Here is a 25810-nt window from a genome sequence, read left to right on the forward strand (position 1 = left end):
CCCCTTTTAAGACCAAACAGCGGGCGGATGTGTTACACTGTCCACATTCAGCAGCTCGTGGCACAGATGACGAATTTCCCGCTGATAAATCGGTGAACTAAGCAGTAGCTCACGGTGCTGCATCTGCTTCCATGAAGGTATATAGGGTAACGCTCCGTTCAGCTCCATGAAGTCACGAGGTAACGAGTTGATCATAGTCCCCATATAGCGGTTCACCACAAAGCTGGTTTTGCATATCATGTCTTCAAGCCCTTCAGGCTGCGTGGTTTCTAAAACATCCAGCCATAATCCGCACTTGTGCATGCTCATTAAATCGTCTGCCAGCAGCCAAATCAGCTTATGACTAGCTTCAAGCACGGCTTGAGCCCGATCACCTTTTTCAGAATCGCCATCTACGATCACTACATCATACTGTCCGCTTTCGGCAACCGTTCGAATCAGCTCTTTCGCTTCATCACAAGTCATGTCCGTCAGCTCCTTGCGATTATAGACAGGCTGAAAAGTATCCGCCTGAATTTCAGGGCGACGAATACAGTAGGAAGCCATGGATAATGGAGTGTCCTCACTCCCCTCCGCCTTGAGATCATAGAGCAGCCTGGACAGCCCTTCTCCTTCTGCTCCGCTAGCACTGCCTGAACCAGTGAACAACGAGCTTGAATCCACCGTCTCCAGATTCAGATAGAATACCGAATATCCCTCATTCCCCAGCTGTTTGGACATATTGAGTGCGGCCGTTGTCTTGCCTAGTCCACCGGAAGCTGCTACGATGCCGATAATCATTCCACCTTCCCGACTGTTTACACTTTTCCGACCGTTCGACCTCTGTCTAGCCGTTTCCAAAATAAAACCGACCAGCTCAGATAAAGGCTGATACTTTAATAAAGGCTGTCCATATTCGCTCACTTGTTCTCCCTCATGCAATACCAAACAAGGAATATCAGCAGCTTCCCTGTCTGTCCATAGATTCAAAAAAGCCGCTTCACCTACCACCACATCCGGTCTTTTCATTCCACTGGTTTCCATCATGTATTGATGAAATGCCTCCGGTTGCGAAAAAGCCGTGATTCTCAGCCTTCTGGCGTACTCGCTTCCGTGAACATAATTCAGCAGCGGCTCAATATAATCCCGGCTTTCTACGGCCAATACCACTTTCACTGGAACTATAACGCTCATCCCTTTCCCTAACACAACAACGCAAAAAAGCACCGTTCATCCATCCGTAAGTACATACGGTTGGTGAACGGTGCTTCCGTCACGTGCAATCTATTTACTGGTAGAATAGCATAGCGCTTATATTAGAGCAAGTATTTTTTGTGCAAGTATCTTCCAAAATCCTCGTACTAGGAGAAGGCGGGCAGTCTAGCCCCGCCTCCTAGCATCTTCATCTTAGTAGAATTTGTGGTGACGACGATGACAGTCATGATGACGATGATGGCGGTGATGGCGACGTTTCCGGCAATGACATTTCTTATCAAAATCTTCATGTTTCCGGTGATCATGTTTAAATTTAGGTTTAAACTTAATGACAGTCACCTTAATGATCTTCTTAAAGATACGTTTTTTTGGCTTACGCAAATGACAATGTTTAAACATTTTTAATTCGCCTCCATTTCTTTGAGATAGAATATACTATGGAAGCAGCGAACCATCGGTAACCATCATATGACTATTTATGAATTTACTGGGCGAATTAACGATCTACCTCCAGCTTAATATCCGGATCATAATCCGCCACAATTAGAACATCCATATGACGTGCTTGACGGAGAATCCTCGGCACAACCGCAGCCTTCCCCCAACGGCTACTTCGGGAAGACTGCCCCACGATGAGCTGCGTACCTGAATATCCTTCCACTGGAGCAATCAAAATGTCGGCAATCTCGCTTCGGCTGGAAACAAGCCGTATCTCAAAGGTTCCCCCCAGTCGGTGGGTCAGCAACTTTAGTTGTTCCAGACGAGGGTTCAGTCTCTCGGGCATACGCTCACCGACATGAACATAAGTCACAATCCACACAGCCTTCAGACGAAAGGCGATACGAAAACCGCGGCGAATCAACCTTTCAGCATTTTCGCTTAGCGTCACGCCTACGAAGATCACTTCCTCCCTGCGCCACGGTCCCCGAAGTGATTCGTGTCGATCCCAGGATTCCAGCCGCTCATCTACGTCATCTGCCAATTCCCGCAAAGCAAGTTCACGCAACGCAATCAGATTGCCCAGTTTAAAAAAGTGGCTAAGTGCCTGTTCCACCTTCGCATGATCGTATATTTTGCCCTCACGCATACGCTGCTGCAACGATTTGGGAGCCACATCAACAAGCTGTACTTCATCGGCCAGACGCATCATATGGTCGGGGACAGTCTCTCTCACTCGTATGCCAGTAATCTGTTCTACCGCATCATTCAAGCTCTCCAGATGCTGTACATTCATTGTGGATATCACAGAAATACCTTGTTCCAAAATGGTAAGCACATCCTCATAGCGCTTAGATCTCAGACTTCCGGGCACGTTGGTATGTGCCAGCTCATCAATAAGCACCACCTCGGGATTACGCCTGAGAATCGATTCCGTGTCCATTTCTTCCAAGTGTGCGCCATGCCGCTCGATGGACTGACGGGGTATCATCTTCAGAGATCCTACCTGGGCCAGTGTTTCTGCTCTTCCGTGCGTTTCCAGCAATCCGATAACTACATCGATCCCACTCTCCAGCAGATCATTCCCCTCTCTCAGCATCGTGTATGTTTTGCCGACCCCCGGAGCAGCGCCAATGTATACCTTGAGCTTGCCCCGCAGGATTTTGGCTGCCTCAGCCTGTGCTTCCTCAACGCTCAAACGATGATACGGATCGTTATCTCCCTCCTCCTGTCTCATTGTTGGCAAAATCCGCTCACCCTCCTGCTCGGCCCGGTCCGCAATCAGCAGCAAATCCATATTTTTCATTCGTTTTAAAATCCCGTTCACAAGCGATCCTTTCATCAGCTCCTGCCACGGCGTCTGCCGAGAATGCCCCATAACAATTCGGGTAACATTGTGCGTCACCGCATAATGAATCAGTTGACGAGGCAACCTTCTGCGGGAAAAAAGCGGGATTTCTTCAAATGTTGATCCGATCTTGTCAGCCAATTTCTCAATTGAACGCTTGAAGGCAGCTGATTCCTTGGACAGCTTGCGCTTCGAGCTGACAAAGGAGACTACTAGCATATCTCCACCCAACCGCTTGGCGACCTGTTCCCCCCTACGTACATAAATGGACCCATTCCAATGATATTGGACAGGTACCAAAATACGCTCTGCGGCTCCAGACGCCCCGTGCAAGCCTAACTCTTCCCGGTGCCGTTCCAGCGAATCGTTCACATCCTCTGCTACCAATCGCAGGGCTAGCTCACGCAATTTACCCAGATTTCCCCGGTGAAACATCTCAGGATTGGGCGTATGCATATAGCCTTTCGCCAGCCGTTCCAAAATCATCTCCGGGGTGGCATCAATCAGACGAATTTCATCCGCCAGCTCCAGTGTATCAACCGGAACCGTATATTCCGCTTCAAAGCCTGTCAGCTGATATACCCACTCCGTAATTCCTTCGAGTTCATAAACATTGACCGTCGTAATGACGCTAATTCCCTGCTCCAGCAAATACCGAATATCCTCCAGCCGTGTTGGAAATAGGGCGTCTTTCCGGTTATGATGTGCCAAATGATCCACCAGTACCACCTCGGGATTTCGTGCCACCAAAGCTTCCACATTCAGATCCTTTTGCTCCTCACCATCTTTTATCCAATGAATACTAGGCACTCGCTCCAGCGTGCCGACCTGTTCCACGGTCACAGGCCGCTGCATGGTTGAGACCGCACAAATCACAACATCAATACCTTCATGCTGCAGCGATTGTCCCTCCTGCAGCATATGATACGTCTTGCCCGAGCCACTGACCGCACCCATGTATATTTTGAGTCTGCCTCGATGCAGTTTGTTAATCGAATCCAGTATTTCCTCTGGTGATTTACGTTTGAAGCTCTCCACTTTCGTTCCTCCCCACAGCGTGCCGCTTGTTTGTTCCGTCCATTCTTATATGGTTGTAATGAATGTACTCCCGTGTCCCAATCAATTCAAGATGATCAATCAAGCTTGCCCCAAAAAAAGCCGCACAGGGCAGTATAAGCGCAAAAAAACGTGCATTCAGGTCTCTTATGCCTGAATGCACGCTATTTTGGGTAACTCATATGGGATCACTTCCTACAATCACTTGCTATCTTCGCCAACGATCCCCCGTTGTTGAAATAACTTTTGCCATACCACACCGTGAGACGGGGAAAAGAGAAAAGCTAAAAGCAGCAACACACCCGATACACACAGCATACATGCTGCAATAGAAGCATCCAATACACTTGCTGTGTAAAAGCCTACGACCGAACTGATCGCCCCAAATCCGACGCTGTATACAATCATATGGGACAACTTCTCCGTCAGCAAATAAGCGGTAAGAGGCGGTACAACGAGCATGCCAACCACCAGAATTGCACCCACGCTCTCAAATGACGCCACCGTCGTTAGTGAGACGAGACTCATCAGTAGATAATGAAATAAAACAACTGGAATGCCTAATGAAGCTGCCAAGGCGGGATCGAAGGAAGTGATTTTAAATTGCTTGAAAAAGCCCCCTATCACGAGCAAATTGATCAAAAACATCGCGCCCGTAATCCACACAGCCCTCGGACCGACATCGAAGCCGGCTATTTCTAACGTATTCCACGGCACATAAGCAATTTCCCCATACAAAACGTGATCCATATCCAGATGGGCATTGGAAGCAAACACACTGATCAGCAAAACACCGATAGCAAACAATGTCGTAAACACCACGCCAATGGCAGCATCACTTTGCAGACCGCTTTGTTGGAATAGCTGAATCAGGTACACCGTTAGAAGACCCAGCACAGCCGCACCAAACATCATCCACACCGAATCCCTCGATCCGCTGATGAGAAAGGCAATGACAATCCCCGGCAATACCGCATGACTGATTGCATCACCGATCATAGCCATTTTTCGGAGCACGAGAAAGCACCCAACGATACTACATCCCCCTGCCACTAACATTCCCGTCAAAATTACATAAAATGAACTCATAGGGCACGCTCCTCCCTTGGCTGTGTTCTGACTGTCTGCTCCAGATTTTTTCTGGCGTTCAACCGAACGATAGCCTTGGAGATCATCCCGCGCTGCGGCGCAAAAATCAAGCTCACTCCAAACACCACAGTCGCACACAACACGCATAACGGTCCTGTAGGCAGATTTTGTCCCAGAGAGCTAATGACCGTCCCACCAAGGCCTGCTATAGCACCAAACAAGCCTGATAGGCATACCATGACACCCAGCTTCTCTGTCCAGTATCTTGCCGACACGGCCGGGGTAATCAGCAGGGCAGCCATCATAATGACTCCCACGGCCTGAATGCCAGCAACCACCGCAATGACAATCATTAGCATCAACAACTTATCCAGCAAACCTGCCGGAAAACCAAGTCCGCGGGCAAAGCCGGGATCAAAGCTGAGCAGCTTAAATTCCTTGAAAAATAATATACATATTCCGATGAGTACCACCGAAATTACCGCCATCGTATAGACATCAGACAATACCATTGCCGCAGCTTGACCAAATAGAAATTTATCCAATCCGCTTTGGTTGCCTGCGCCACTATGCTGAATTTCGGTCAACAACATAATGCCGAAGCCAAAAAATACCGACAGCACCGCTGCAATCGCGGAATCGCTTTTAATTCGTGAATACCGGGTTAATGCACTGATGGCAAAGGTAGCAACAATCCCCGCAATAGCGGCCCCAATCATAAATCCAAACACGGATTTTGTACCTGTGATCATAAAAGCCACACATACCCCCGGCAAAGCCGCATGTGCCAAAGCATCTCCCATGAGCGACTGCTTGCGCAAATACATAAAACTGCCAATCACCCCGCTGCTTAAACCGAGCAAAATGCAGCCCAGCAAAATCCACTGCATGTTTGGGTCGGTCAAAAGCGTTGCCAAGCTTGTCATACTGCTCACCTCACTCCGAGTATCGTACCGGAATCCGGGCCTGTTTTGAGTATACTCAGACGCCCGCCATACGTACGCTGCAGATTTTCCTCGGTAAAAATATCTGTCGTCTCTCCAAACGCCATCAGATGCCCGTTCAACAGCATAACCTGGTCAAAATAATCCGTGACCGTAGATAAATCATGATGAACGACAAGCACGGTTTTACCCTGCTGTTTCAGATCGTTGAGCAATGAAATAATGGCTTTTTCTGTTGCAGCGTCCACACCGACAAACGGTTCATCCATAAAATAAAGCTGAGCATCCTGCGCAAGTGCTCTGGCTAAAAAAACACGTTGTTGCTGACCGCCAGACAATTGACTAATCTGCCTGTCTGCATATTTGCTCATTCCAACCTTGTCCAAACTCTCCATCGCAGCCTGACGATCTGCTGCTCCCGGACGCTTAAACCAGCCCAATCTGCCATACCGTCCCATCATAACCACATCCAATGCGTTCGTCGGAAAATCCCAATCCACCGACTCCCGCTGTGGTACATAGCCAACCTTGAGTAGCTGTTGCTTGTAGGGCTTGCCATAGACCAGCACCTCGCCCCTAAGCTTTGGAATCAGTCCAAGCGCTGCCTTGATCAGTGTAGATTTCCCAGCCCCGTTCGGACCGATAATACCAATCAGCTTGCCTTCCGGCACCTCAAAGGAAACATCGAACAAAACGGGCTTTTTTTGATAAGCTACCGATAAATCACGAACGACAAGTGGTGAATGCCCCATGTATCTCTGCCTCCTTATTTAAGAGCTTTAACAATCGTATTAACGTTATGCTTGACCATTCCAATATATGTTCCATCTTCTGTGCCCTCTTCACCCATGGCATCCGAATACAGCTCGCCACCAACCTTAATTATATGACCTTGCTGAGCGGCCCCCTGAATAACCGCATCTATGGCCTTTCTCGGAACACTAGATTCTACGAATATAGCCTTGATTTTATGTTCGACCAGATAATCTCGCAGCTTGGTCACATCTTGAGAACCCGCTTCTGATTCTGTGCTCATACCTTGAAGTCCTCTCACTTGAATGTGGTAGGCATCTCCGAAATAGCCGAAAGCATCATGTGCCGTGACAAGCACGCGCTGGGCTTCCGGTATACTGGCAATCTGCTCTCTCGTGTAATCATCCAGCTCTCGCAGCTCAGTAAGATAGCTTTCTGCGTTGGCCTTATATTCCTCCGCATGAACAGCGTCTAGCGCCGACAATTCATCTCTGACGGTTTCTACCGCAGACATCCAATTCTGTACGTTAAACCAGATATGTGGATCATGCTCAGATCCCATTTCCGGGCTACCTGCACGCAAGTGATCCTGGGCGATGTTTTTGGACACGGATATGACGGGTTTTTGCTTGCTGATTTTCTCCAGAATGTCCTGCATTTTTCCTTCCAGATGCAACCCGTTATAAAAAATAACGTCGGCCTGATCCAGCTTGCGCATATCTCCCTGAGAAGCCTTGTACAAATGCGGGTCAACGCCTGACTTCATAATTCCCGTGACCTCCACATGATCACCGCCGACCTTGCCGACAATGTCAGAGATCATACCGATGGTAGCCGTAGCCTTTATTTTTTGTCCCGCCTCTCTCGCAGTTCCCTGCTCCTTCTTCTTAGCATCGGTACATGCAGTCGCTAGAACTAGAGCTAGAGACAACACTCCAACCGTCGTTACCCATCGCGGCAAAGCCTTCTTAAACTGCTTGTTCATGTTTTAAAATCCTCCTTTGAATATTCGTTTTGGGACAAACTATTTCCTTGATTCAATTATTTTTTATCAATACTATATTTTAGAGTATACACTAAAGTTTTTACCTAGGGAAACATTTTATAAAATATAATTCTTGTGTATTTCGTTATACCGTTCGATTTTCGTTCTCCCAATGTGTAATATATAGAAGATATCCAGTCATTAAACCAAAGAATACATATAAAGAGGTGCAGGTCATGGAGCCAACAGGATACAGCCCTTATCGGAACAAACGTCGGCAAGTTCGGATACGAAAAATACTGCTCATTTTTATGCTGGTGTGCTGTCTGCTTGCCCTAACTTCCTGTGCTCGAGGTGACATCCATGTAGATGTTCATCTCGATCAAAGTGTAGATATGGATGCAACATTCAGTGTAAACAACCAGACACTGATGATGTTGGACAATCCCGGGCTGCTAGATCAATTAGTCAAGCGTATTCAAAGCAACAATGTAGATGTACAGCCGCTAGCTGAACAGGGAAGAAAGGGATATCAAATCAAGGGACATTATCAAGGAGATTGGAGCACAAACAAAAAAAATCCCAGTCAGGGATTAAATCTACCTGAGGGATTAGAAATAAAGCGTGCTGTGAGCCCGCATTTTTTCACAACGAATATTGAGCTTACCATGAAGCTCGATCTACCACGGATGCTTCCTAAAGAAGCTCAAGGACTGAGTGACAAATTTGAGCAAATGAATGTGTTTGCGCGCAAATTACTGGAGCGGCAGCTGGATCTTAACTTCAGCCTATCCTTACCCATCCAACCTGCTACCAATAATGCGGACCGTGTGTCGGAAGACGGAAAAACACTATATTGGGACATTGCTCCATTGGAATCTAACGAGCTAAAATTGTCTGTTAACGTACCCAATGTACGACATATCGTGTATGTAGCTGTTACGAGCCTGATACTGATCGTGATCGCTGTGATCTTACTAATTCGTAGACATCGCTCCAAAAAAGAAACTTAAAAAAGCAACTAAAAAAATCGTTGTCTAATTTCTGGTGGGGGGATCTGACATTGATCCTCTTCATCCTTGCCAAACCAACGATATCGGTTACGCGCCACCCAGTTATAGACGGCATTGCGCACAAAGCGGGGAACCAGGATGAACACATAGGCCAGCGGATATGGAAAACGAAGACGTTTGGCAATTCGCAAAGCTGCGGTTGACCTTGTATAATACGTACCGTCTTCAATCAGCACGAACGTATCCAACTGATCTGTAGATAGTCCTCCTGCACGTAATAGTTCTTGTCCTGCCTCAGATTGCAGGGAACCAAAATGAAATGTTCCCTTAGGGTCACGCTTGATAATAAAGCGGGCCGCTCCCTGACAAAAGTGGCATACCCCATCCACCAACACAATGGAATGATCTGAATGGGCATGATCAGACTGGTTCATAAATGCATTTCACCTCCAGAGAAATCAACGGCATGAATACCAGCAACGCAACCATATGAATATAAACAAAAAAACGCCGAAAGTATCCGACGCTTGTTTAGAAATGTATAGTCTTTACCTGTTCGAAAAACTAGCTCAATGCTTTCTCAAACAGCTGTTTCGTATTAATTTGCTCTAAAAACTCCTCATGGAACTTATCCATACACTTGCAGATAAAATCCTTATGGCATACCGGGCAAGGCGTCGTTAGCAGTCGACTAATATTCGTCAAGGTCCACTCCGGATTACGTTGAGAAAAAACGCGGCACTCCGTTCCATCGGCCAAACTCATTTTAAACTCATAAAGCCCTTCTTTTTCGTTGCTGCCAGCCAGCGTGAAATTAACAATATTCGGTCTGTAAGACATCATATCACCCGTATTTTTCAAATTTGTTTCGTACCTGATGACCAGAATCACCTAAGCCATCTTAATGAATTTTGGCGATGATGTCAAATGGTCGCGAATCTCAGCTAATCAAGATCTATGTGCAAAAGCCGCCAATAAATCGGCGGCCAGAGTGTAAAAGTTATAGAAATGCAGTCAAATGACATTGAGCTCGACATCAATGTTACCGCGTGTTGCTTTGGAGTATGGACAAAAATCATGTGCTTGGCGTGCCAAATCTTCGGCCTGGGCGCGTTCAATACCAGGTATTTTCACATCCAGACGTACCGCCAGCTGGAAGCCGCCATCGCTTGGGTCCTTGCCGATAGATACGTGGCTGGTGACCTCAACATTATCCACCTTCACCTTAGCCTTTCGGGCCACGTTAGCCAATGCGCTCTCATAGCAGGCACCATAGCCTGCCGCAAACAATTGCTCCGGATTCGTAGCTTCTCCACCTGCGCCACCCAGTTCCTTCGGCGTACTGAGCTTATGCTTCAAAACCCCATCAGATGAAGCGACTGAACCGTCTCTTCCACCATGTACCGTTGCTGATGCTGTGTATAATGCTTCCATGATTTCATCTCTCCTTCTCTATAACATTTGCTTTTCGCAGGAATCCATCGTCATGTTAAGACATGATTACCTTCTCGTATGTACTTTAAACGAACTACACAAAATGAATCATTTAAAACATGGAAGTTAACTGATTTATTTACCGTTTAATTCCACCTGAAACGCGTAAATTCGAAGAAAAAGGATTGCACCGGGCTATTTATCGTTTCAGTCCGAATGACTACAAGGAAATTGATAAAATATGGAACGGCGTTCACCCGGAAGATGGACAACCTTTGTATGTTAAAGACGGTCCTCCCGAAGGAGCTCCATCCCCGATTTAGAGGAAAAGCCAGAAATGTTCTCCCCAGGACTATCCTCGGAAGAAATTGAGGAACTGGCTGCACGGCTCTCCCGCAATATTTAAAAGATGTAATTCAAAAAAAATCCAAAACGACCAAGCTGCTCCCCTCAGAGTGATATAGCTTGGTTTTTCTATTGTTCAGCTTTATACGATGGCTATATTGCTTCAAAAATACGATTAACTTGCTTGACCACACAAAAGTTGCACTAGACAAAAACTATTGTGGGTGTACAATAGGGATAACACAATCGTTATGTCACTAATAATATATTTCAACATCAATAAAGAAGGTGAAGCGTATGAAAAATACAAAGGGCAACTTCGCGGAAATCGCTTCACTGTCGGAAGTGAATCGTTCCTTGAGCGTCCCGAAAGACGGGACCTGGTTTCGGAAGTTTCTTGCCTTTGCTGGACCCGGCTATATGGTCGCAGTCGGCTATATGGACCCCGGCAACTGGGCCACAGACATCGCCGGCGGATCGAAATTCGGCTACACGCTGCTTAGTGTCATTCTAATCTCCAACCTGATGGCCATCCTGCTGCAAGCCTTATCTGGCAAGCTTGGCATTGCCACAGGTAAAGATTTGGCTCAAATGTGCCGTGATGCCTATAGTCGTCCTGTCGCGATCGGCTTATGGCTATTGTGCGAAATTGCCATTGCAGCCATGGATTTGGCCGAGGTCATCGGTTCAGCCATTGCGCTGAAGTTGCTGTTCGGTCTACCGTTACTATACGGAGTTATCATTACAGCATTTGATGTTATGCTCATTTTACTGCTGCAAAACAAAGGTTTTCGGGCATTGGAAACACTTGTCATTGTGCTGATGGCGACGATTGCCGGCTGTTTTGGCATTAATCTCCTTTTGGCACAACCGGAATGGGGCGGCGTATTGGGCGGCTTTGTACCTGACTCGCAAATTTTGACGAATCCAAGCATGCTGTATATTGCCATCGGTATTATGGGCGCTACGGTAATGCCGCATAACCTGTATCTGCATTCTTCTATTGTACAAACTCGCAAATTTGAGCAGACTTCAGCAGGTAAACGGGAAGCTATTACATTTGCAACTTGGGATTCCAGTATAGCGCTGATGTTCGCTTTATTTATTAATGCCGCCATCTTGATCGTGGCAGCTGCTGTATTCCATACGGCAGGAAGAACAGATGTAGCCGAAATTAGTGATGCCTATTATCTGCTTTCGCCACTACTGGGAACCACACTGGCGAGTATACTATTTGGGGTGGCGTTACTCGCCTCAGGTCAAAATTCAACCGTTACAGGCACTTTAGCTGGACAAATCGTGATGGAGGGCTTTCTCAATCTTCGTCTTTCACCTTGGTTGCGTCGTCTGGTGACCCGCCTCATCGCGATCATTCCAGCGGTCATCGTCACTGCCATCGCAGGGGAAAAAGGTGCGGAGGAACTGCTTGTGCTGAGCCAGGTCATCCTGTCCATCCAGCTTCCCTTTGCTATCATTCCATTACTTCTCTTTACCAGCGACAAAAAAATTATGGGTGAATTCGCAAATAAAATGTGGCAAAAAGTATTAACCTGGATCGTGACCGCTGTCATTATCATCTTGAATGTAGTGCTCATCATCCAAACGATTTCAGGTTAATCGGTAGCCAAATATGAATATATTAAAAAGGTATCTCACTTGCCCCAATGGCAGCGAGATACCTTTTTTTGTTCATCCTATTTTATTTGTCCTGTATAAATTAAATTTTGTATAGCACTCACATAATAATGAGACTCGGCAGAAATCTCAAACCCTATTGACCGATAGAGGTTCAAGGCACGCTCATTTTGCGTAACTACTCCTAGTCGAATCTTAGTGTACTGCTTGGCAAGCAAAATTTTCACCAAACAAGCAAGAATTTCACGGCCATACCCTTTGCCTTGGTATAATGGATGTACACAGAAATCATGAACAACAGCTGTATCCATATGAACATGATTGACTCGAATCATTCCGACCGGTGTCAGTCTATCTACAGCGAGGTAAGTTACACGTTCTGGTTCTCTCGTATGCTTAAAATAGTTCTTTGTCCAAGACTCGGAATCACCAAAAGCTTGCGATGAACATTCAACCATAAAATCAAAATCCTGATCTTCTTCTAGCCGCAAAACTAAGCCGGATTGATGTAACCTATCAGATTGGAACCGATTTAAATTCATGGAGAATTCAGACGTACTAAAGTTGGCCCCCAAGTGCTTCACACAATCTATTCCAGGTATTGAATTGGACGGGATTCTGATGCGACATGCTTTGATGCCTTGTAATTGTATCTCAGCTGCAGCATTGTACATTAAGGAGCGGAATACACCCTGGCGCCGATAATTAGGATGAACCATAGCGTTAATATTAGCTTCGATTTCATCTGATGTATACCAACTGAGATAGCCAATCAACTGGTTGCCCAATTGGCAAAGGATCGCTTTATCTCCACCGTTTTCTTTAAGGCTTTCTATGCCCACTCTTAAACTTGATCCGTCGAAATTCTTGCATAGTTGTTCCAACATTCGTATTCGAGCAATCTGATGATCTGAAAAATCATTCATTTTAAAAAATTTATAATCTTGCATATTATTGGTTACCCTCATCAAGAAGAAACCACGCAGTTTATGGACGAGTAGGCGCTGTCCTTCTATAGTCTGTCCGCTTATTCATCGTTACCATTTGGACCGCCTCCTTGATCATATATGAGTACTATTTTAACTTAATTATCAGACAAATCAATTTATTATATTCTCAACGCTTGGCAGGCTCTACCTTCATTTGCGCCTCAAGCGCGAGATTCAGCTTGAGCACGTTCACACGCGGCTCACCGAAAACCCCGGCGCTGCGGCCTTCTGTCTGCTCCTGCACCAGTGCTCTCAGTTGATCCTGCGGGATACCCGTCAAGCCACTAATGCGCGGAATTTGCACCCGTGCCGCCTGTGGCGAGATGTGCGGGTCCAGACCGGAGCCGGAGTTCGTAATCAGGTCCACCGGAACCTGACTGACGGGTACATCCGGGTTATGCTTCTGCCAATCCGCAATAGAGTCCTTGACTCGCTGTATCAAGGCTGGATTCGACGGCGCGTAGTTGCTTGAGCCTGAACCAGCCCCATTGTAATCAACGCTCGATACCCGACCTTGAAAAAACGCCGAATCGGCAAAGGACTGCCCAATCAGTTCGGAGCCGACCACCCGCCCCTCCGCGTCACGAAGCATACTGCCGTTTGCTTGCTGTGGAAACAGAACTTGCGCTACTCCTGTACTGACTAGCGGATATGCCAAACCGCACAAGAGAATCATCAGCACTGAAGTTCGCAAAGCCACTCCAATAACTGCACTTCCTCGCATCTCTTGTCTCTCCGGTTGTCCTTCCGACACTGTCCCGGTCCCTGTACGTTTGTTATGACCTTGCCCGCCAGATTCGGCTTTTTCGTGCGCAGCAAATCTGCGTCCAGACATCATCCGATAAAAACCACTCATGTCGCTCACCCTTTCTGCGCTAAATCCACAAATGCACCAACAAATCAATGGCCTTAATGCCAACAAACGGTACGACCATACCGCCCAGACCGTAAATCAGCAAATTCCGTCCCAGCAGGCGATCCGAGCTCATCGGCTTATACTTCACGCCCTTCATGGCCAGCGGAATCAGAAGCGGAATAATAACCGCGTTAAAGATCAGCGCCGACAAAATAGCGGACAGCGGGGAGCCAAGCCCCATGACGTTCAAAGCGCCCATTTGTGGAATGGCCAGCATGAACATCGCCGGGATGATGGCAAAATATTTGGCAACATCGTTTGCAATGCTGAACGTTGTCAATGCTCCGCGCGTCATAAGCAGCTGCTTGCCGATCGCGACCACCTCAATAATTTTGGACGGATCGGAATCTAAGTCCACCATATTAGCCGCTTCTTTGGCCGCGACTGTGCCGCTATTCATGGCAAGACCGACATCCGCTTGCGCCAGCGCAGGTGCATCATTGGTGCCGTCTCCGGTCATAGCAACCAGCTTACCCTGTTCCTGCTCACGTCGGATAACCGCTATTTTGTCCTCCGGCTTGCTCTCAGCTACAAAGTCGTCCACACCCGCTTCTCGTGCAATTGTAGCTGCTGTCAGTGGATTATCTCCGGTACACATGATCGTACGGATACCCATTTCCCGGAGCTGATCAAACCGTTCCTTCATGCCTGGCTTCACTGTATCCTTCAGATAAATAATGCCGTATATCTGATCATCCAGCGCGACTGCCAGCGGTGTACCTCCTTCAGAGGCTACCTGATTCGCTATTTCCTCCAGATCAGCTGGAACACTGCCGTTTTGCGAGACGATCCATTGCCGAACAGAATCCACCGCGCCTTTGCGTACCTTTCGTCCATCGGCCAGATCCAGACCACTCATCCGGGTCTCCGCCTTGAATTCGATAAAGGTTCCACCTGCTGCCAAGGATGCATCCAGCGTATGCTCCTGTTTGCGCATCAACTCGAGAACCGAGCGACCCTCTGGCGTCTCATCCTTCATAGAGCTAATCGCTGCCCACTTCACTAACTTTGCCTTCTCCACGCCCTCTACAGGCACGAATTCACTCGCCATTCGGTTCCCGAAGGTGATTGTACCTGTTTTATCCAAAATCATCGTGTTGATATCCCCAGAAGCTTCTACCGCCTTGCCTGACATGGCCAGCACGTTAAACTGGGTGACCCGGTCCATACCGGCAATCCCGATGGCTGACAGCAGTCCTCCAATCGTGGTTGGAATCAGACAGACTAGCAACGAAATCAGCACAGGAACAGGCAAATCAATGTTAAAATGACGGGCAATCGGCGCTAGCGTAACCACTACAATTAGAAAAATAATCGTTAAGCTAATCAGCAAAGTGTTCAGTGCAATCTCATTCGGCGTTTTTTGCCGCTGTGCGCCTTCCACGAGCGAAATCATTTTATCAATAAATGTCTCGCCCGGCTCTGTCGTAATCCGCACCTTAATCCGGTCACTGACCACTCGCGTCCCGCCGGTTACCGAGCAAAAATCACCACCCGATTCCTTGATGACCGGAGCCGATTCGCCCGTAATTGCAGATTCATCCACCGAAGCCAGACCTTCAATGACCTCACCATCGCTTGGGATCATTTCGCCCTGGGAGACAATAACCACGTCCCCCTTACGCAATTCGGTTGAGCTAACCACCTGAATGTCATTTCCGATGAGCTTGTTAGCTTGCGTATCCTGCTTGGATTTTTTTAAAGAGGCAGCTTGTGCCTTACCCCGCCCCTCCGCGAGCGCTTCGGCAAAATTAGCAAAAAGCAACGTAAACAACAGAATAACAAACACGGCCAGGTTAAAGCCCATTTCCTTGCCAGTTCCAAAATAACCGGGAAGCAGTAACATTAGCAGCACGACCAATGTACCGATCTCCACGACGAACATGACAGGATTCTTCATCATAATCATCGGATTTAATTTTATAAAGCTATCCTTGATCGCATGCTTCAAGATGCTTCTGTCCAGCATGTGTTTGCGTTGTTCCTTCATGATCAAACACCCCGTTCATCCATTCTCATTTTCTTCTTCACATGGTCAAAAATTCAGCAACAGGTCCCAATACGATAACGGGTAAAAAGGTCAACGCACCAATCAGCAGCACGACCCCGATCAGAATGGCTCCAAATAACTTGTTGTCCGTACGCAGTGTCCCCGTCGTCACCGGAGTCGGTGCTTTGGCATTCAATGAAGCCGCCACAGCCAACAATGCAATCATAGATACATATCGTCCGAAGAACATAACCAGCCCCGTTGTCATGTTCCAGAATACGTTGTTATCCGAAAGACCTTCAAATCCCGAACCGTTATTTGCAGCAGATGACGCATATTCATAGAGCACCTGAGTCAACCCGTGATAGCCAGGGTTAGTGACCGCGTCGTATCCCCAATGACTCATAAACGCAAGCGCAGTTGGGGCGAGAATGAGGAACGGATGTACCAAAATGGCAATCGCGATCAGCTTCATTTCCTTGCCTTCAATTTTCCTTCCCATAAATTCCGGAGTTCTCCCGACCATCAGTCCGCATATAAACACACCCAGAATCGCATACATCAGCATATTCATCAGCCCGACACCCTTGCCGCCAAAAATGACGTTTAGCATCATTTCTCCCAAAGCAGCCATGCCACCCAGTGGGGTTAGTGTATCATGCATATTATTGACCGAACCTGTCGTTGCCGCTGTTGTGACCGCAGTGAATAAAGCCGATTGTCCAATGCCGAAACGAACCTCTTTCCCTTCCATGCTTCCTTGAGAAGCATCCACACCCAGTGTCTGGATTAACGGGTTACCTGTCTTTTCAGACACGTACGTAATAGATAGAAAAATAAGAAACAATACCATCATGGAGCTAAAAATAATCCAGCCCTGCTTACGATTACGGGCAAACAATCCAAAGGTATACGGCAACGAAGCCGGCATTATCCACATTGCCAAAATTTCCAGCACGTTCGTCCAAGGACTTGGATTTTCAAAAGGATGCGCAGAGTTAGCTCCCGCATAACCGCCTCCATTCGTCCCCAAATGCTTGATGGACTCCAGAGAAGCAATGGGCCCCATAGAAATCTGCTGCTGTGTTCCGCTCAGCGTCGTAAGATCCGCCGTAGGCTGTAGCGTCTGTGGTACCTTCAATCCAACCAGCACCAGCGTAAGCACAAAGGCCAGCGGCAGGAAAATCCTTATAATGGCTTTAATAAAATCTTGAAAGAAATTGCCCATCCCTTCACCGCGCCGCGTCAATCCTCTCATAAAAGCCGCAGCAACCGCAAAACCGGAAGCAGCCGAAGTGAACATCATCATCGTGACGAACGCCATCTGTGTCAGATACGTAAGCCCGCTTTCTCCGCTATAATGTTGGAGATTCGTATTCGTCATAAAGCTGATTACCGTATTAAAAGCTAGTGATGCTTCCATATTACTGTTTCCAGCCGGATTACCGGGAAGCATTCCCTGTAAACGCAACAGCAAGTAGCTGATCGCCACAAGCACGACATTCGTTGCAATGAAACTCATAACATACGTAGTCCAACGCATGCTCTCCAGCTTCTTCAATCCTACTATCTTATAAATCAGCTTTTCTGTTCCGCCAAAAATCCGATCCGTCCGATTGGGTTCATTCGAGAATACATGATACATATAGGTGCCCACTGGCTTTACCAAGAGCAGCAATATGACGATCACAATTCCAATTTGAAGCAGCTCCATCCTTTATTCCTCCTTCAAAATGCTCCTGCGTTTGGAACAACAGACCTGCTTCCAGAGCACCAAACGTGTGCACACGTTTGCGAAAACCTGCTACCTATGATGCTTAATATTCAGATCTGTTGTTCCCGCCCGCTCTATCCCCTATAGCTGATTAGAACTTTTCAGGGTTCAGGAGTGCGTAGATTAAATACATAAACACAATAGCCGTAAGTCCAAGTATAACGATCATCCTCTTCGTCCTCCTTTAGAGGTCTGCGCATCACACCAGCGTACAAACAGCAGTATCACTCCATAACTCACAGCCATGACGAGCAGCATGTATATATCCATCATGTTTATACCCTCCGTATCGGTCCTCAGATCGCCATTCTTATTTGATCATAAAATCATAAAACAACTATGTTATAAGTGCTTATCCGTTCAGCAGAAAACCCACCTCTCCGTTCAATGTGTAGATCACATGATCCGCTCCCAATCCCCGATAAATTCCTTGTGGATTACAGCCGTGCGTAATAACATAGATCGATTCCGATGTTAGCGGCCGACATATTTGCAGGAAACGGCACGTCAGATTCAAGCTGTTCTCGAACAAATACACACTACCAATTTCTTTTTTTGGAAAATTCCATTTTCCTGCTTGCATGGTATTGATGCGGACAATGTGCTCCACACCCATTTTTTTGAGCTGTCGTTCCTCCTGGGCGCTATTCGTGAGAACTGCAAACGCCAATTTTTTGAAAATAAGCAATTTCACAAAACTTCTGCCCGCTTCATTCGGTGCAGTGACAATAATTAACCGACCTTCCATCAGTAGCTCCTCTCCCGGTATAAAAAGACAACAAAAAGAAGCCGAAGGAAAAAGGCTTTCCTCCGGCTTCTTACATATCCATGATAAAATAAACCATGGCTGCACACGGCGGTTTGTTGCCTCTCCCTGTACGCTTACGAGGTTAGCTGTCGGATTCGGACGTGAGAGTCGCCCTATTTCTGGCACTTGACCTGAAAATTCACCCCATGAGACACACGGCTTCCGAAGCCGTACAATCTCGATTGGTTCCCCCGCTTTTGCAACTGCAAAATTCAGCGCTATAGACATTTCGTTGTTGCTTCATTCAAGTTAATTTGAAATTACGTCTTGAATCATACACCCGCGCATGGAAGACTGTAAAGCTCAACTGCGGGGTTATAAATCGGCCTTTAGAGCCTAGGATATTAATAATAGCGCTTACAATGCAACTATGCTTCTCACAGCTCCTTCAATCTCTGTTTTTCATCCCTTTTCGAAAATGACAAGCATGTCAATATTGGCGTAGGGTAGGGCGTTTTTGGCCTTTTTTTGTAAAAAGAGAAGAAAATACGCTATATGTACCAGCTAAACACCGATTGAACCCGCTTTTATAAGAAGAAACACCTTAATTCGCTCCATTTGCGGTGCGATTTACTGTTTTGAACAAAATACGATTTTACAGCGGCTAAAGGCTTGATACAGCTTTTCAAAACTTGCAACCTCGATTTTAATTGCTTACAATTTAATTGCTGAATATTGAATAAGGAGAGATACTATGACCGTTTATGAATATGATGCGCACACCCTGCAAGGGAAACAAATTCCGTTATCCACATATGAAGGGAACGTTCTGCTTATCGTGAACACTGCCAGCAAATGTGGGTTAACCCCCCAATACAAAGCGCTACAAGAGCTATATGACCAGTACCATGAACAGGGGCTCGAAATTTTGGGATTTCCCAGCAACCAATTTGCCAAACAAGAGCCAGGTTCCAGCGAGGAGATTTCCGAGTTTTGCCAGATCAATTATGGTGTTACCTTTCCGATGTTCGCCAAGACAGATGTCAATGGCGATCAAGCGCACCCCTTATTTCGTTACCTGACCCAAACTGCTCCGGGGGTATTAGGGTCCAAAGCGATCAAATGGAATTTTACTAAATTCTTAATTACACGAGAAGGTAACGTATTTAAGCGCTATGCACCGCAAACCACTCCAGATAAGCTGGCGGGAGATATAGAGAAGCTTTTGCAGCAAAACTGACATCCTTCTTTATCACAGTTAATAAACGACCGGTTGTCTACCGTTGTTCTGTGGCAAAAGGATATAACGAAAAATGCTTAACAAAAAAAGCATCCCTTCACGTAAACCGTGTCAGGATGCTTTTTTAACTGAGTCTTGCATATAATGCGGTCGAGAGGACTCGAACCTCCACGGGCGTACGCCCACTACCCCCTCAAGATAGCGTGTCTGCCATTCCACCACGACCGCAAATCATAATGTAATGAGGCAACAGATTTATTATACTCTCTCATCAACTATTTGTAAACAAAAATATAATAATTATTTTATATGTTATTTTAACTAACATATATGAGCGATAAGAATATTTAATTTGACACAAAAGCTACTTAAATGTAAATATATATTACATATATTTCGAATATCTTTCGTCCCCCCAAGTAAAGAGTGAAATAACGTAACATAAGGATTCACTTCGAGGAGGCGAACCACCCTGCATAAAGGCAACCGCTTGCTGAACTATGCATTATTGTTGGACCCTTCCCTACCTGTTGGTGGCTTCACCCGTTTCAACGGACTGGAGAAACTATCCCGTAACGGACATTTGAACAGTCTACAAGACCTGGAACATTACATGCTGGATGATTTGTATCCTCAATTTACAACCGTTGACGGCATGGCTATCAAAAGTCTGTATGTCGCCATCCAGCAGAATGACAGTTGGCGGATCGCCCTCATTGATAAGATGCTGCATACCCAACGTCCCTCCTGGCAGCATGTGAAGGAGTTTCGTCTATCCGGTCAGCGTCTGCTCAAGCTCGCTAAGGCTCTTTATCCTTGGCTTGAATTTGACCAGTTGGAATCCATACTCATTCAATACAATGCGATTGGCACACTCGCTACCGTTCACACCTGGATTAACTTCCTCCTCGGAAACGATGTAGAACAGACCGTTCACGGCTATCTTAGCGCAGCGGTGTCCTTCTGTGTGGAAGATGCCTTCAAACTACTCAATCCTCCTTATGAGGAAAAGAACCCTCTTATGGAGCGTATGACAAGCGAGCTCCTCTCTGCCTGGAAGAAGCTTAACCAACCTGAGCCAACTGCATCTCAGCGTCGCTTTCTTCACAGACATTGGTCCAGCTCCTACATCACTCTACCTCTTTATATGAGCCATAATAACCAATTGGATGAACCTAGACTGTTTTCCTCCTCAGGTCTATTCAAACGCCTTCCAGCATCCCCCTGATGCGTCGTTTCGCCAATGTGGTCACAACACCAAAAACACTCTGTCCCTTTCCTCAGGTGGCAGAGTGTTTTTTATCCACATATAATCGCAATTCACAGCATTAGCAGACTCTAGACGGATTATCAGAACCACCTAGCACTTAATTAAGTAATTAATTCAACAAAATGACGCATTTACGATTGTAAAAACACGTATAAAAGTGTATCATAGTGTTAGATGGTTAATTCTAACATGTTTACTGATGATTATTATAACACACCAATTATTCCGCAAGAATCCGTAAGGGGCGATTTCTCTTGAATAACAAAATGCCTGTCACCTCCTTCGGGTGGGCCATCAAACAACGGCTTGTCGAACTTCGACTGGATCAGAAAACATTTTGTGAGACACACAATATTCCGCCTTCACGCTTGTCCAATCTGATTCACGGCACCCGCAAAGCACAAAGGTACAGAAAACAAGTTGCTGCAATTCTGAACATCGACGATAACGACTATAAGGAGGCACCGCACTCTAAACCTAACAAGCATTCCAGTTACATATAGGTCATTCCATATCACCAAGAAACCAAATAGACCCGTAAAGCGAACCCCACTCGTTCGTTTACGGGTCTTCAACCCAGACGATCTTTAGCCAAAAAATTATTCCGGCTTTGTTTTATCCTTCTCACTTTTTTGCTTACGGTATTTTGCAAATTCAACATATTCTAAAATAAAATTCTGTTCTTCCGTCTCAAGATCTTCTGCCTGGCAATTCAGTGGCCCCATCACTCCAAAAAAATAAGCAGCCTTCTGCTCCTGAAGTACGCCTTCTCCTGGCTTAATCCCTTTCATTAACCAATCGAGCGATACATTAAAAAAGTCCGAAATCTGAATCAAATGGGTGGTACCCGGCGTTGTTTTACCCCTTCTCCAATCACCGAGATTCCCTGAACTGATTTTAAGTTTTTCACAAAATGCCTTCTTGGTCATTCCGCGATCCTTAATCAAAGCTTCAATCCGCTGATAAATAGTTTGATCTCCCAAAATGTTTCCCCTCCGACACAGTAACTTTTTCTGAAATAATTTTCATTTTTCAAGCCTTACTCATTAGTAATCCTCATCAAATCCTAAGCAACCATTACCTCATAGTAGAATTGCGCTGGTTTTTCTCTTTACGAAAGCGGGTAAATTCAATATACTCAAGTATAAAATTTCTTTCCGCCTCACTAAGCGGTTCCCCCTGGCAATTCAGTTGCCCTGAAGCGCCAAAAAAATAAGGGTCTTGCGACTCCTTTAGCACCTCACCCTGTACATCTCGACCCAGCATGATCCAATCCAGACTGGCATCAAAAAACGAAGCAATTTCAATGAGTTTATTCGTGCCCGGCGTCGTTTTTCCTCTTTTCCAATCCCCGAAGTTCCCTGTACTAATGCCTAACTGCTGGCAGAACGCCTTTTTCGTCATTCCCCGTTCCTTGATGAGTTCCTCAATGCGATGGTAAATAGATTGCATAGAAGTTCCTTCCTCCCTAGCAGGCTCTCAAATAACGATATCATGTTCTCTGTTCCCATTTCAAAGATCACGTATGCTAAAATTACCGAATTATGTATGTTGGTTTCCATTATACCACAACACGCAACAAAAACCGCCTGTTTTCCGAAGAAAGGGCGGTCTTTAAGCCAGTTCACTTACGCCAATCACGTAGCAGAGTTGTCGATTTTAAGTAAGATATGCTTCAATTCATTCAAAGTTTCACTCAGATGCAATAAATCTTCTTCTGGCAAATACACCAGTCTTTCTTGAATTTTATTGGAGAAGGTATGAAATACCTGTTCACAAAAAGCATCGCCTTCCTGTGTAATCGCCACATTCACGACTCTGCGATCCGAATCACACGATTGGCGGTCAGCCAACCCATGCTCCACCAACTTATCCAGAAGAGGAGTCATGTTTGGACGTGAGACATTAAGTTGTTTGGACAAATCGGATACTGTAGACGAACGCACTTCACGCAGAAGCATGAGCACTTGAAAGTTATTAGGCGACAAGTGTAATGGGAAATCGAGCGGACCGTAGGTGAAAAATTTCTTCTTCACAATCGGAAACAAGCCCAAAATATTTTCTGATATATTTCCTAACAGTTGAGTGTCCATATTTTTCACCGTCACTTCATAAGTTTATACTTATCATTCTATAACATTATGGCATTATATTATACTATGGAATCATTATTTCATCATAATCATTACTTTATTACATCACTACACAAATAAAAAAAGCCTCTACCGCGAGAGACTTTTCCGTTTATTCCATTGATGCGGTCGAGAGGACTCGAACCTCCACGAGCGTACGCTCACTACCCCCTCAAGATAGCGTGTCTGCCATTCCACCACGACCGCATAACAAAATATAAATGGTGAGCCATGAAGGACTCGAACCTTCGACACCCTGATTAAAAGTCAGGTGCTCTACCAACTGAGCTAATGGCTCATGCTGTTCATCCAAGCTGTCCGCCATTAGACCAGACCTCAGGAATTTCCCTTAAGCATGCAACATGTAGTCTATAAAGACAACAATGACCCGTAGGGGATTCGAACCCCTGTTACCTCCGTGAAAGGGAGGTGTCTTAACCCCTTGACCAACGGGCCTTATTATTATACGCCAACTTGGCGACAAGAAAGAGTATATCAAATAGAATAACGAATGGCAATACTTATTTCTAAAATTTTTAAAAAAGCAGTTTTTATAAGCACAAAATTCGCATTTACTTACAATACCTTATCTAAAATCACTAAAATCCTGAAAACAGCGATAAATGATTGCAATATCACTTGTATTTACTTATAATCACTTACGAGATACCGAAATAATTATATATCAGAGGAGCTTTTTATGTATCAGGAAGAACGAATGTTAAAAATCGTTGATTACTTACAGCTTCATAAGCGTATTTCGGTGGATGATATTTGTGAATTTTTTAATGTTTCACGAGATACGGCCCGTCGAGACCTCGTAAAACTTGAAGAGCATCAAAAAATTATTCGCACCCGCGGCGGCGCTCTTCTCCCTACACTTCATCACGATCCAATTGGAAATTATAATGAAAGACTACTTACTGTATCCGAGGAGAAACAAGTGATCGGACAGCTGGCTGCCAGCATGGTACGAGATAAGGATCGTATTATATTGGATTCCTCTACCACCGTACAGGCGTGTGCAGAAAGACTGAATGTGCAGGAATGTTCGGTCATCACCAATTCAATCAATCAGGCTGACGTGCTATCTGGAAAAGACGGTGTCTCCATTCATCTGCTGGGAGGCCGCCTGCAAAAAGAACACCGATATGTATATGGCTCCTCCGTGATCGCCACTTTGTCTCACTATTTTGTAGACAAAGCCTTTATCGGGATTGGTGGTATATCTGCCCACGGACTAAGCCTGATTCATGAAGAAGACGGCATGCTAAAGCATCAGATGATGAAACAGGCAGATCAGGTGATCATCCTTGCGGACCATTCGAAATTCGGAATCAATTTTCCATATCGTTTTGCCGATCTGTCTGAAGTTAATATCGTGATCACCGACAGATTGCCAGAACCAGCGATGCTGGAAATTTTGCAACATTATGATGTGGAAGTTGTTGTACCCTCATAAAATATGAAACTGCTTAGCTAGAGCTCAAGATTTATCACAGAGATATCGAAAGACAGGAGCTGGAGAGAAATGAAACTGTTTGCGATTGATATGGATGGAACACTGCTGAACGAGGAAGGAAAAATAAGCAAAGTGAACGCGGAGGCTATACGCCAAGCACAGCAGCAAGGCGTTCAGGTGACAATTGCCACTGGTAGAGCTGCTTATGACGCCTGGACGAAGCTAGAGGAAGCAGAGCTTGTAACTCCCGTCATTGGAGCAAACGGCGCAACCGTACACGATGTGCATCGTCGTCAGTTAACCTCTACTCCTATGGGCCGCAGTGAAACGTTTGAAGTGCTGAGCTGGCTGCATGACAACGACTTTTACTATGAGGTCATGACAGACCGCGCTATTTATTCTCCACAAAACGGACATCAGCTGCTTGCTGTTGAAATGGACCGCTTGCTGAGCTCCAACCCGGATATTTCGCTGGATACTTTATTACATGCAGCTGAAAAACAATATGAACAGACCGGACATACTCGCATCGCTTCATATGAGGACATTCCACTGGATGTAGAGATTTATAACGTGCTCTGTTTCTCCTTTGATCAAGCCAAATTGGATTGGGGCCGTGAACGTTACCGAGGTTTTCAGGGCCTGAACATGGTCATCTCTTCAGACCGTAACTTTGAAGTCGAGCATAGGGATGCGTCTAAAGGTAATGCATTGCGTTATCTGGCGAATCATCTGAGCATTCCCATGCAGGAAGCCGTAGCGATTGGGGACAGCTACAACGATATCTCCATGCTGACGATGGTAGGAACAGGCATTGCCATGGGCAATGCAAAAGACGACATCAAGGCCGTCTGCTCCGAAGTGACTCTGACTAATGCAGAAGATGGCGTTGCTCATGCTCTGTTGAACATACTCAAGACAGTCGAGGCTGACAGCGTGAAATAGAAGTTATTGGCTGCGTACAAGACAGGCTAACGTCGCTTCATGCTGTACGAAGCACGTCCGCCTCTCCATTTAAACGATTTCAGTCCACCGTTATTCTCAAAGCAGATATA

Annotated in this window: 25 protein-coding genes, 4 tRNA genes and 1 riboswitch; of the genes, 7 read left to right on the forward strand and 22 right to left on the reverse strand. The window is 45.9% G+C overall.

Annotated features, from left to right (window positions below):
* Nucleotides 1-6: 6 nt before the first annotated feature.
* From MKX30_RS14725 to MKX30_RS14750, 6 genes are all read right to left on the reverse strand, one after another.
* Complete coding sequence (locus MKX30_RS14725) at nt 7-1173, reverse strand: hypothetical protein (RefSeq protein ID WP_034095159.1); 1167 nt, start codon at nt 1171-1173, stop codon at nt 7-9.
* A 517-nt stretch (nt 1174-1690) separates the two neighbouring features.
* Nucleotides 1691-4018 (reverse strand): histidine kinase, encoded by a 2328-nt coding sequence (locus MKX30_RS14730; RefSeq protein ID WP_023987617.1) that lies wholly within the window; start codon nt 4016-4018, stop codon nt 1691-1693.
* Between the two features lie 219 nt (nt 4019-4237).
* Complete coding sequence (locus MKX30_RS14735; protein ID WP_023987616.1) at nt 4238-5125, reverse strand: metal ABC transporter permease; 888 nt, start codon at nt 5123-5125, stop codon at nt 4238-4240.
* Nucleotides 5122-6051 carry a metal ABC transporter permease gene (locus MKX30_RS14740; RefSeq protein WP_341062943.1) on the reverse strand — a complete coding sequence of 310 codons (930 nt, stop codon included), beginning with the start codon at nt 6049-6051 and terminating at the stop codon, nt 5122-5124. The genes MKX30_RS14735 and MKX30_RS14740 overlap by 4 nt, the downstream gene beginning before the upstream one ends.
* Before the next feature lie 5 nt (nt 6052-6056).
* Nucleotides 6057-6821: a metal ABC transporter ATP-binding protein gene (locus MKX30_RS14745; RefSeq protein ID WP_023987614.1), complete on the reverse strand. Its 765-nt coding sequence runs from the start codon at nt 6819-6821 to the stop codon at nt 6057-6059.
* A 14-nt stretch (nt 6822-6835) separates the two neighbouring features.
* Entirely contained in the window at nt 6836-7807 is a 972-nt protein-coding gene (locus MKX30_RS14750) for a metal ABC transporter solute-binding protein, Zn/Mn family (RefSeq protein WP_069080978.1), read from the reverse strand.
* 236 nt (nt 7808-8043) lie between these two features.
* On the opposite strand from MKX30_RS14750, the gene MKX30_RS14755 reads away from it, so the two are divergent.
* Complete coding sequence (locus tag MKX30_RS14755; RefSeq protein ID WP_341062944.1) at nt 8044-8820, forward strand: DUF3153 domain-containing protein; 777 nt, start codon at nt 8044-8046, stop codon at nt 8818-8820.
* Between the two features lie 8 nt (nt 8821-8828).
* Here MKX30_RS14755 and MKX30_RS14760 read toward each other — a convergent pair whose 3' ends face one another.
* The 3 genes from MKX30_RS14760 to MKX30_RS14770 form a co-directional block, all read right to left on the reverse strand.
* Nucleotides 8829-9254: a thiol-disulfide oxidoreductase DCC family protein gene (locus MKX30_RS14760; RefSeq protein WP_023987611.1), complete on the reverse strand. Its 426-nt coding sequence runs from the start codon at nt 9252-9254 to the stop codon at nt 8829-8831.
* A gap of 130 nt (nt 9255-9384) precedes the next feature.
* Nucleotides 9385-9711 carry a hypothetical protein gene (locus MKX30_RS14765; protein WP_025722703.1) on the reverse strand — a complete coding sequence of 109 codons (327 nt, stop codon included), beginning with the start codon at nt 9709-9711 and terminating at the stop codon, nt 9385-9387.
* 123 nt (nt 9712-9834) lie between these two features.
* Nucleotides 9835-10254, reverse strand: a complete 420-nt coding sequence (locus MKX30_RS14770) for an organic hydroperoxide resistance protein (RefSeq protein ID WP_013309264.1) — start codon at nt 10252-10254, stop codon at nt 9835-9837.
* Between the two features lie 642 nt (nt 10255-10896).
* On the opposite strand from MKX30_RS14770, the gene MKX30_RS14775 reads away from it, so the two are divergent.
* Nucleotides 10897-12216, forward strand: a complete 1320-nt coding sequence (locus MKX30_RS14775) for an Nramp family divalent metal transporter (RefSeq protein ID WP_023987609.1) — start codon at nt 10897-10899, stop codon at nt 12214-12216.
* 77 nt (nt 12217-12293) lie between these two features.
* Here the strand turns inward: MKX30_RS14775 and MKX30_RS14780 are convergent, their stop codons facing one another.
* From MKX30_RS14780 to MKX30_RS14800, 6 genes are all read right to left on the reverse strand, one after another.
* A complete protein-coding gene (locus MKX30_RS14780; RefSeq protein WP_023987608.1) occupies nt 12294-13184 on the reverse strand; it encodes a GNAT family N-acetyltransferase in 891 nt (296 codons plus the stop codon).
* A 166-nt stretch (nt 13185-13350) separates the two neighbouring features.
* Nucleotides 13351-14079, reverse strand: coding sequence for a potassium-transporting ATPase subunit KdpC (gene kdpC, locus MKX30_RS14785; protein WP_023987607.1), 729 nt, complete (start codon nt 14077-14079; stop codon nt 13351-13353).
* A 19-nt stretch (nt 14080-14098) separates the two neighbouring features.
* Nucleotides 14099-16129, reverse strand: a complete 2031-nt coding sequence (gene kdpB, locus MKX30_RS14790) for a potassium-transporting ATPase subunit KdpB (protein ID WP_023987606.1) — start codon at nt 16127-16129, stop codon at nt 14099-14101.
* 37 nt (nt 16130-16166) lie between these two features.
* Nucleotides 16167-17843, reverse strand: coding sequence for a potassium-transporting ATPase subunit KdpA (gene kdpA / locus MKX30_RS14795; RefSeq protein WP_053324899.1), 1677 nt, complete (start codon nt 17841-17843; stop codon nt 16167-16169).
* 151 nt (nt 17844-17994) lie between these two features.
* Nucleotides 17995-18072, reverse strand: a complete 78-nt coding sequence (locus tag MKX30_RS27405) for a potassium-transporting ATPase subunit F (protein ID WP_071559652.1) — start codon at nt 18070-18072, stop codon at nt 17995-17997.
* A gap of 183 nt (nt 18073-18255) precedes the next feature.
* Nucleotides 18256-18651 carry a hypothetical protein gene (locus tag MKX30_RS14800; RefSeq protein ID WP_023987603.1) on the reverse strand — a complete coding sequence of 132 codons (396 nt, stop codon included), beginning with the start codon at nt 18649-18651 and terminating at the stop codon, nt 18256-18258.
* A 115-nt stretch (nt 18652-18766) separates the two neighbouring features.
* A riboswitch (cyclic di-AMP (ydaO/yuaA leader) is annotated at nt 18767-18939 on the reverse strand.
* Between the two features lie 466 nt (nt 18940-19405).
* Here MKX30_RS14800 and MKX30_RS14805 point away from each other — a divergent pair.
* Nucleotides 19406-19891: a glutathione peroxidase gene (locus tag MKX30_RS14805; RefSeq protein ID WP_023987602.1), complete on the forward strand. Its 486-nt coding sequence runs from the start codon at nt 19406-19408 to the stop codon at nt 19889-19891.
* A 145-nt stretch (nt 19892-20036) separates the two neighbouring features.
* Here the strand turns inward: MKX30_RS14805 and MKX30_RS14810 are convergent.
* Nucleotides 20037-20119: transfer RNA gene (locus MKX30_RS14810), tRNA-Leu, on the reverse strand.
* Between the two features lie 262 nt (nt 20120-20381).
* Between MKX30_RS14810 and MKX30_RS14815 the strand changes: the two genes are divergently transcribed.
* Both MKX30_RS14815 and MKX30_RS14820 read left to right on the forward strand, forming a co-directional pair.
* On the forward strand, nt 20382-21119 hold the full coding sequence (locus MKX30_RS14815; RefSeq protein ID WP_028543043.1) for an urease accessory protein UreF: 738 nt from the start codon (nt 20382-20384) through the stop codon (nt 21117-21119).
* 296 nt (nt 21120-21415) lie between these two features.
* On the forward strand, nt 21416-21664 hold the full coding sequence (locus MKX30_RS14820; protein ID WP_013309254.1) for a hypothetical protein: 249 nt from the start codon (nt 21416-21418) through the stop codon (nt 21662-21664).
* Between the two features lie 96 nt (nt 21665-21760).
* Here the strand turns inward: MKX30_RS14820 and MKX30_RS14825 are convergent, their stop codons facing one another.
* The 6 genes from MKX30_RS14825 to MKX30_RS14850 form a co-directional block, all read right to left on the reverse strand.
* Nucleotides 21761-22144, reverse strand: a complete 384-nt coding sequence (locus MKX30_RS14825) for a helix-turn-helix domain-containing protein (RefSeq protein ID WP_013309253.1) — start codon at nt 22142-22144, stop codon at nt 21761-21763.
* A gap of 94 nt (nt 22145-22238) precedes the next feature.
* On the reverse strand, nt 22239-22613 hold the full coding sequence (locus MKX30_RS14830; protein WP_069079636.1) for a helix-turn-helix domain-containing protein: 375 nt from the start codon (nt 22611-22613) through the stop codon (nt 22239-22241).
* Between the two features lie 185 nt (nt 22614-22798).
* On the reverse strand, nt 22799-23254 hold the full coding sequence (locus MKX30_RS14835) for a MarR family winged helix-turn-helix transcriptional regulator (protein ID WP_023987598.1): 456 nt from the start codon (nt 23252-23254) through the stop codon (nt 22799-22801).
* Nucleotides 23255-23417: 163 nt separating this feature from the next.
* A tRNA-Leu gene (locus MKX30_RS14840) sits at nt 23418-23500 on the reverse strand.
* Nucleotides 23501-23515: 15 nt separating this feature from the next.
* A tRNA-Lys gene (locus MKX30_RS14845) sits at nt 23516-23591 on the reverse strand.
* 86 nt (nt 23592-23677) lie between these two features.
* Nucleotides 23678-23749: transfer RNA gene (locus MKX30_RS14850), tRNA-Glu, on the reverse strand.
* 244 nt (nt 23750-23993) lie between these two features.
* Here MKX30_RS14850 and MKX30_RS14855 point away from each other — a divergent pair.
* On the forward strand, nt 23994-24755 hold the full coding sequence (locus MKX30_RS14855) for a DeoR/GlpR family DNA-binding transcription regulator (protein ID WP_013309250.1): 762 nt from the start codon (nt 23994-23996) through the stop codon (nt 24753-24755).
* A 69-nt stretch (nt 24756-24824) separates the two neighbouring features.
* Nucleotides 24825-25700 carry a Cof-type HAD-IIB family hydrolase gene (locus MKX30_RS14860; protein WP_023987597.1) on the forward strand — a complete coding sequence of 292 codons (876 nt, stop codon included), beginning with the start codon at nt 24825-24827 and terminating at the stop codon, nt 25698-25700.
* Nucleotides 25701-25810 lie beyond the last annotated feature (110 nt).

It is taken from the genome of Paenibacillus sp. FSL P2-0173, assembly GCF_038008045.1.
Taxonomy (GTDB): domain Bacteria; phylum Bacillota; class Bacilli; order Paenibacillales; family Paenibacillaceae; genus Paenibacillus; species Paenibacillus polymyxa_B.

What these genes read in the sequence shown, in the direction of transcription:
- MKX30_RS14855 (WP_013309250.1), top strand. Translation starts at nt 23,994, where the DNA reads ATGTATCAGGAAGAACGAATGTTAAAAATCGTTGATTACTTACAGCTT.
- MKX30_RS14830 (WP_069079636.1), bottom strand. Translation starts at nt 22,613, where the DNA reads ATGCAATCTATTTACCATCGCATTGAGGAACTCATCAAGGAACGGGGA.
- MKX30_RS14750 (WP_069080978.1), bottom strand. Translation starts at nt 7,807, where the DNA reads ATGAACAAGCAGTTTAAGAAGGCTTTGCCGCGATGGGTAACGACGGTT.
- MKX30_RS14860 (WP_023987597.1), top strand. Translation starts at nt 24,825, where the DNA reads ATGAAACTGTTTGCGATTGATATGGATGGAACACTGCTGAACGAGGAA.
- MKX30_RS14760 (WP_023987611.1), bottom strand. Translation starts at nt 9,254, where the DNA reads ATGAACCAGTCTGATCATGCCCATTCAGATCATTCCATTGTGTTGGTG.
- kdpB (WP_023987606.1), bottom strand. Translation starts at nt 16,129, where the DNA reads ATGAAGGAACAACGCAAACACATGCTGGACAGAAGCATCTTGAAGCAT.
- MKX30_RS14770 (WP_013309264.1), bottom strand. Translation starts at nt 10,254, where the DNA reads ATGGAAGCATTATACACAGCATCAGCAACGGTACATGGTGGAAGAGAC.
- MKX30_RS14800 (WP_023987603.1), bottom strand. Translation starts at nt 18,651, where the DNA reads ATGGAAGGTCGGTTAATTATTGTCACTGCACCGAATGAAGCGGGCAGA.
- MKX30_RS14805 (WP_023987602.1), top strand. Translation starts at nt 19,406, where the DNA reads ATGACCGTTTATGAATATGATGCGCACACCCTGCAAGGGAAACAAATT.
- MKX30_RS27405 (WP_071559652.1), bottom strand. Translation starts at nt 18,072, where the DNA reads ATGATCGTTATACTTGGACTTACGGCTATTGTGTTTATGTATTTAATC.
- MKX30_RS14725 (WP_034095159.1), bottom strand. Translation starts at nt 1,173, where the DNA reads ATGAGCGTTATAGTTCCAGTGAAAGTGGTATTGGCCGTAGAAAGCCGG.
- MKX30_RS14835 (WP_023987598.1), bottom strand. Translation starts at nt 23,254, where the DNA reads ATGGACACTCAACTGTTAGGAAATATATCAGAAAATATTTTGGGCTTG.
- MKX30_RS14780 (WP_023987608.1), bottom strand. Translation starts at nt 13,184, where the DNA reads ATGCAAGATTATAAATTTTTTAAAATGAATGATTTTTCAGATCATCAG.
- kdpA (WP_053324899.1), bottom strand. Translation starts at nt 17,843, where the DNA reads ATGGAGCTGCTTCAAATTGGAATTGTGATCGTCATATTGCTGCTCTTG.
- MKX30_RS14775 (WP_023987609.1), top strand. Translation starts at nt 10,897, where the DNA reads ATGAAAAATACAAAGGGCAACTTCGCGGAAATCGCTTCACTGTCGGAA.
- MKX30_RS14740 (WP_341062943.1), bottom strand. Translation starts at nt 6,051, where the DNA reads ATGACAAGCTTGGCAACGCTTTTGACCGACCCAAACATGCAGTGGATT.
- kdpC (WP_023987607.1), bottom strand. Translation starts at nt 14,079, where the DNA reads ATGAGTGGTTTTTATCGGATGATGTCTGGACGCAGATTTGCTGCGCAC.
- MKX30_RS14755 (WP_341062944.1), top strand. Translation starts at nt 8,044, where the DNA reads ATGGAGCCAACAGGATACAGCCCTTATCGGAACAAACGTCGGCAAGTT.
- MKX30_RS14735 (WP_023987616.1), bottom strand. Translation starts at nt 5,125, where the DNA reads ATGAGTTCATTTTATGTAATTTTGACGGGAATGTTAGTGGCAGGGGGA.
- MKX30_RS14745 (WP_023987614.1), bottom strand. Translation starts at nt 6,821, where the DNA reads ATGGGGCATTCACCACTTGTCGTTCGTGATTTATCGGTAGCTTATCAA.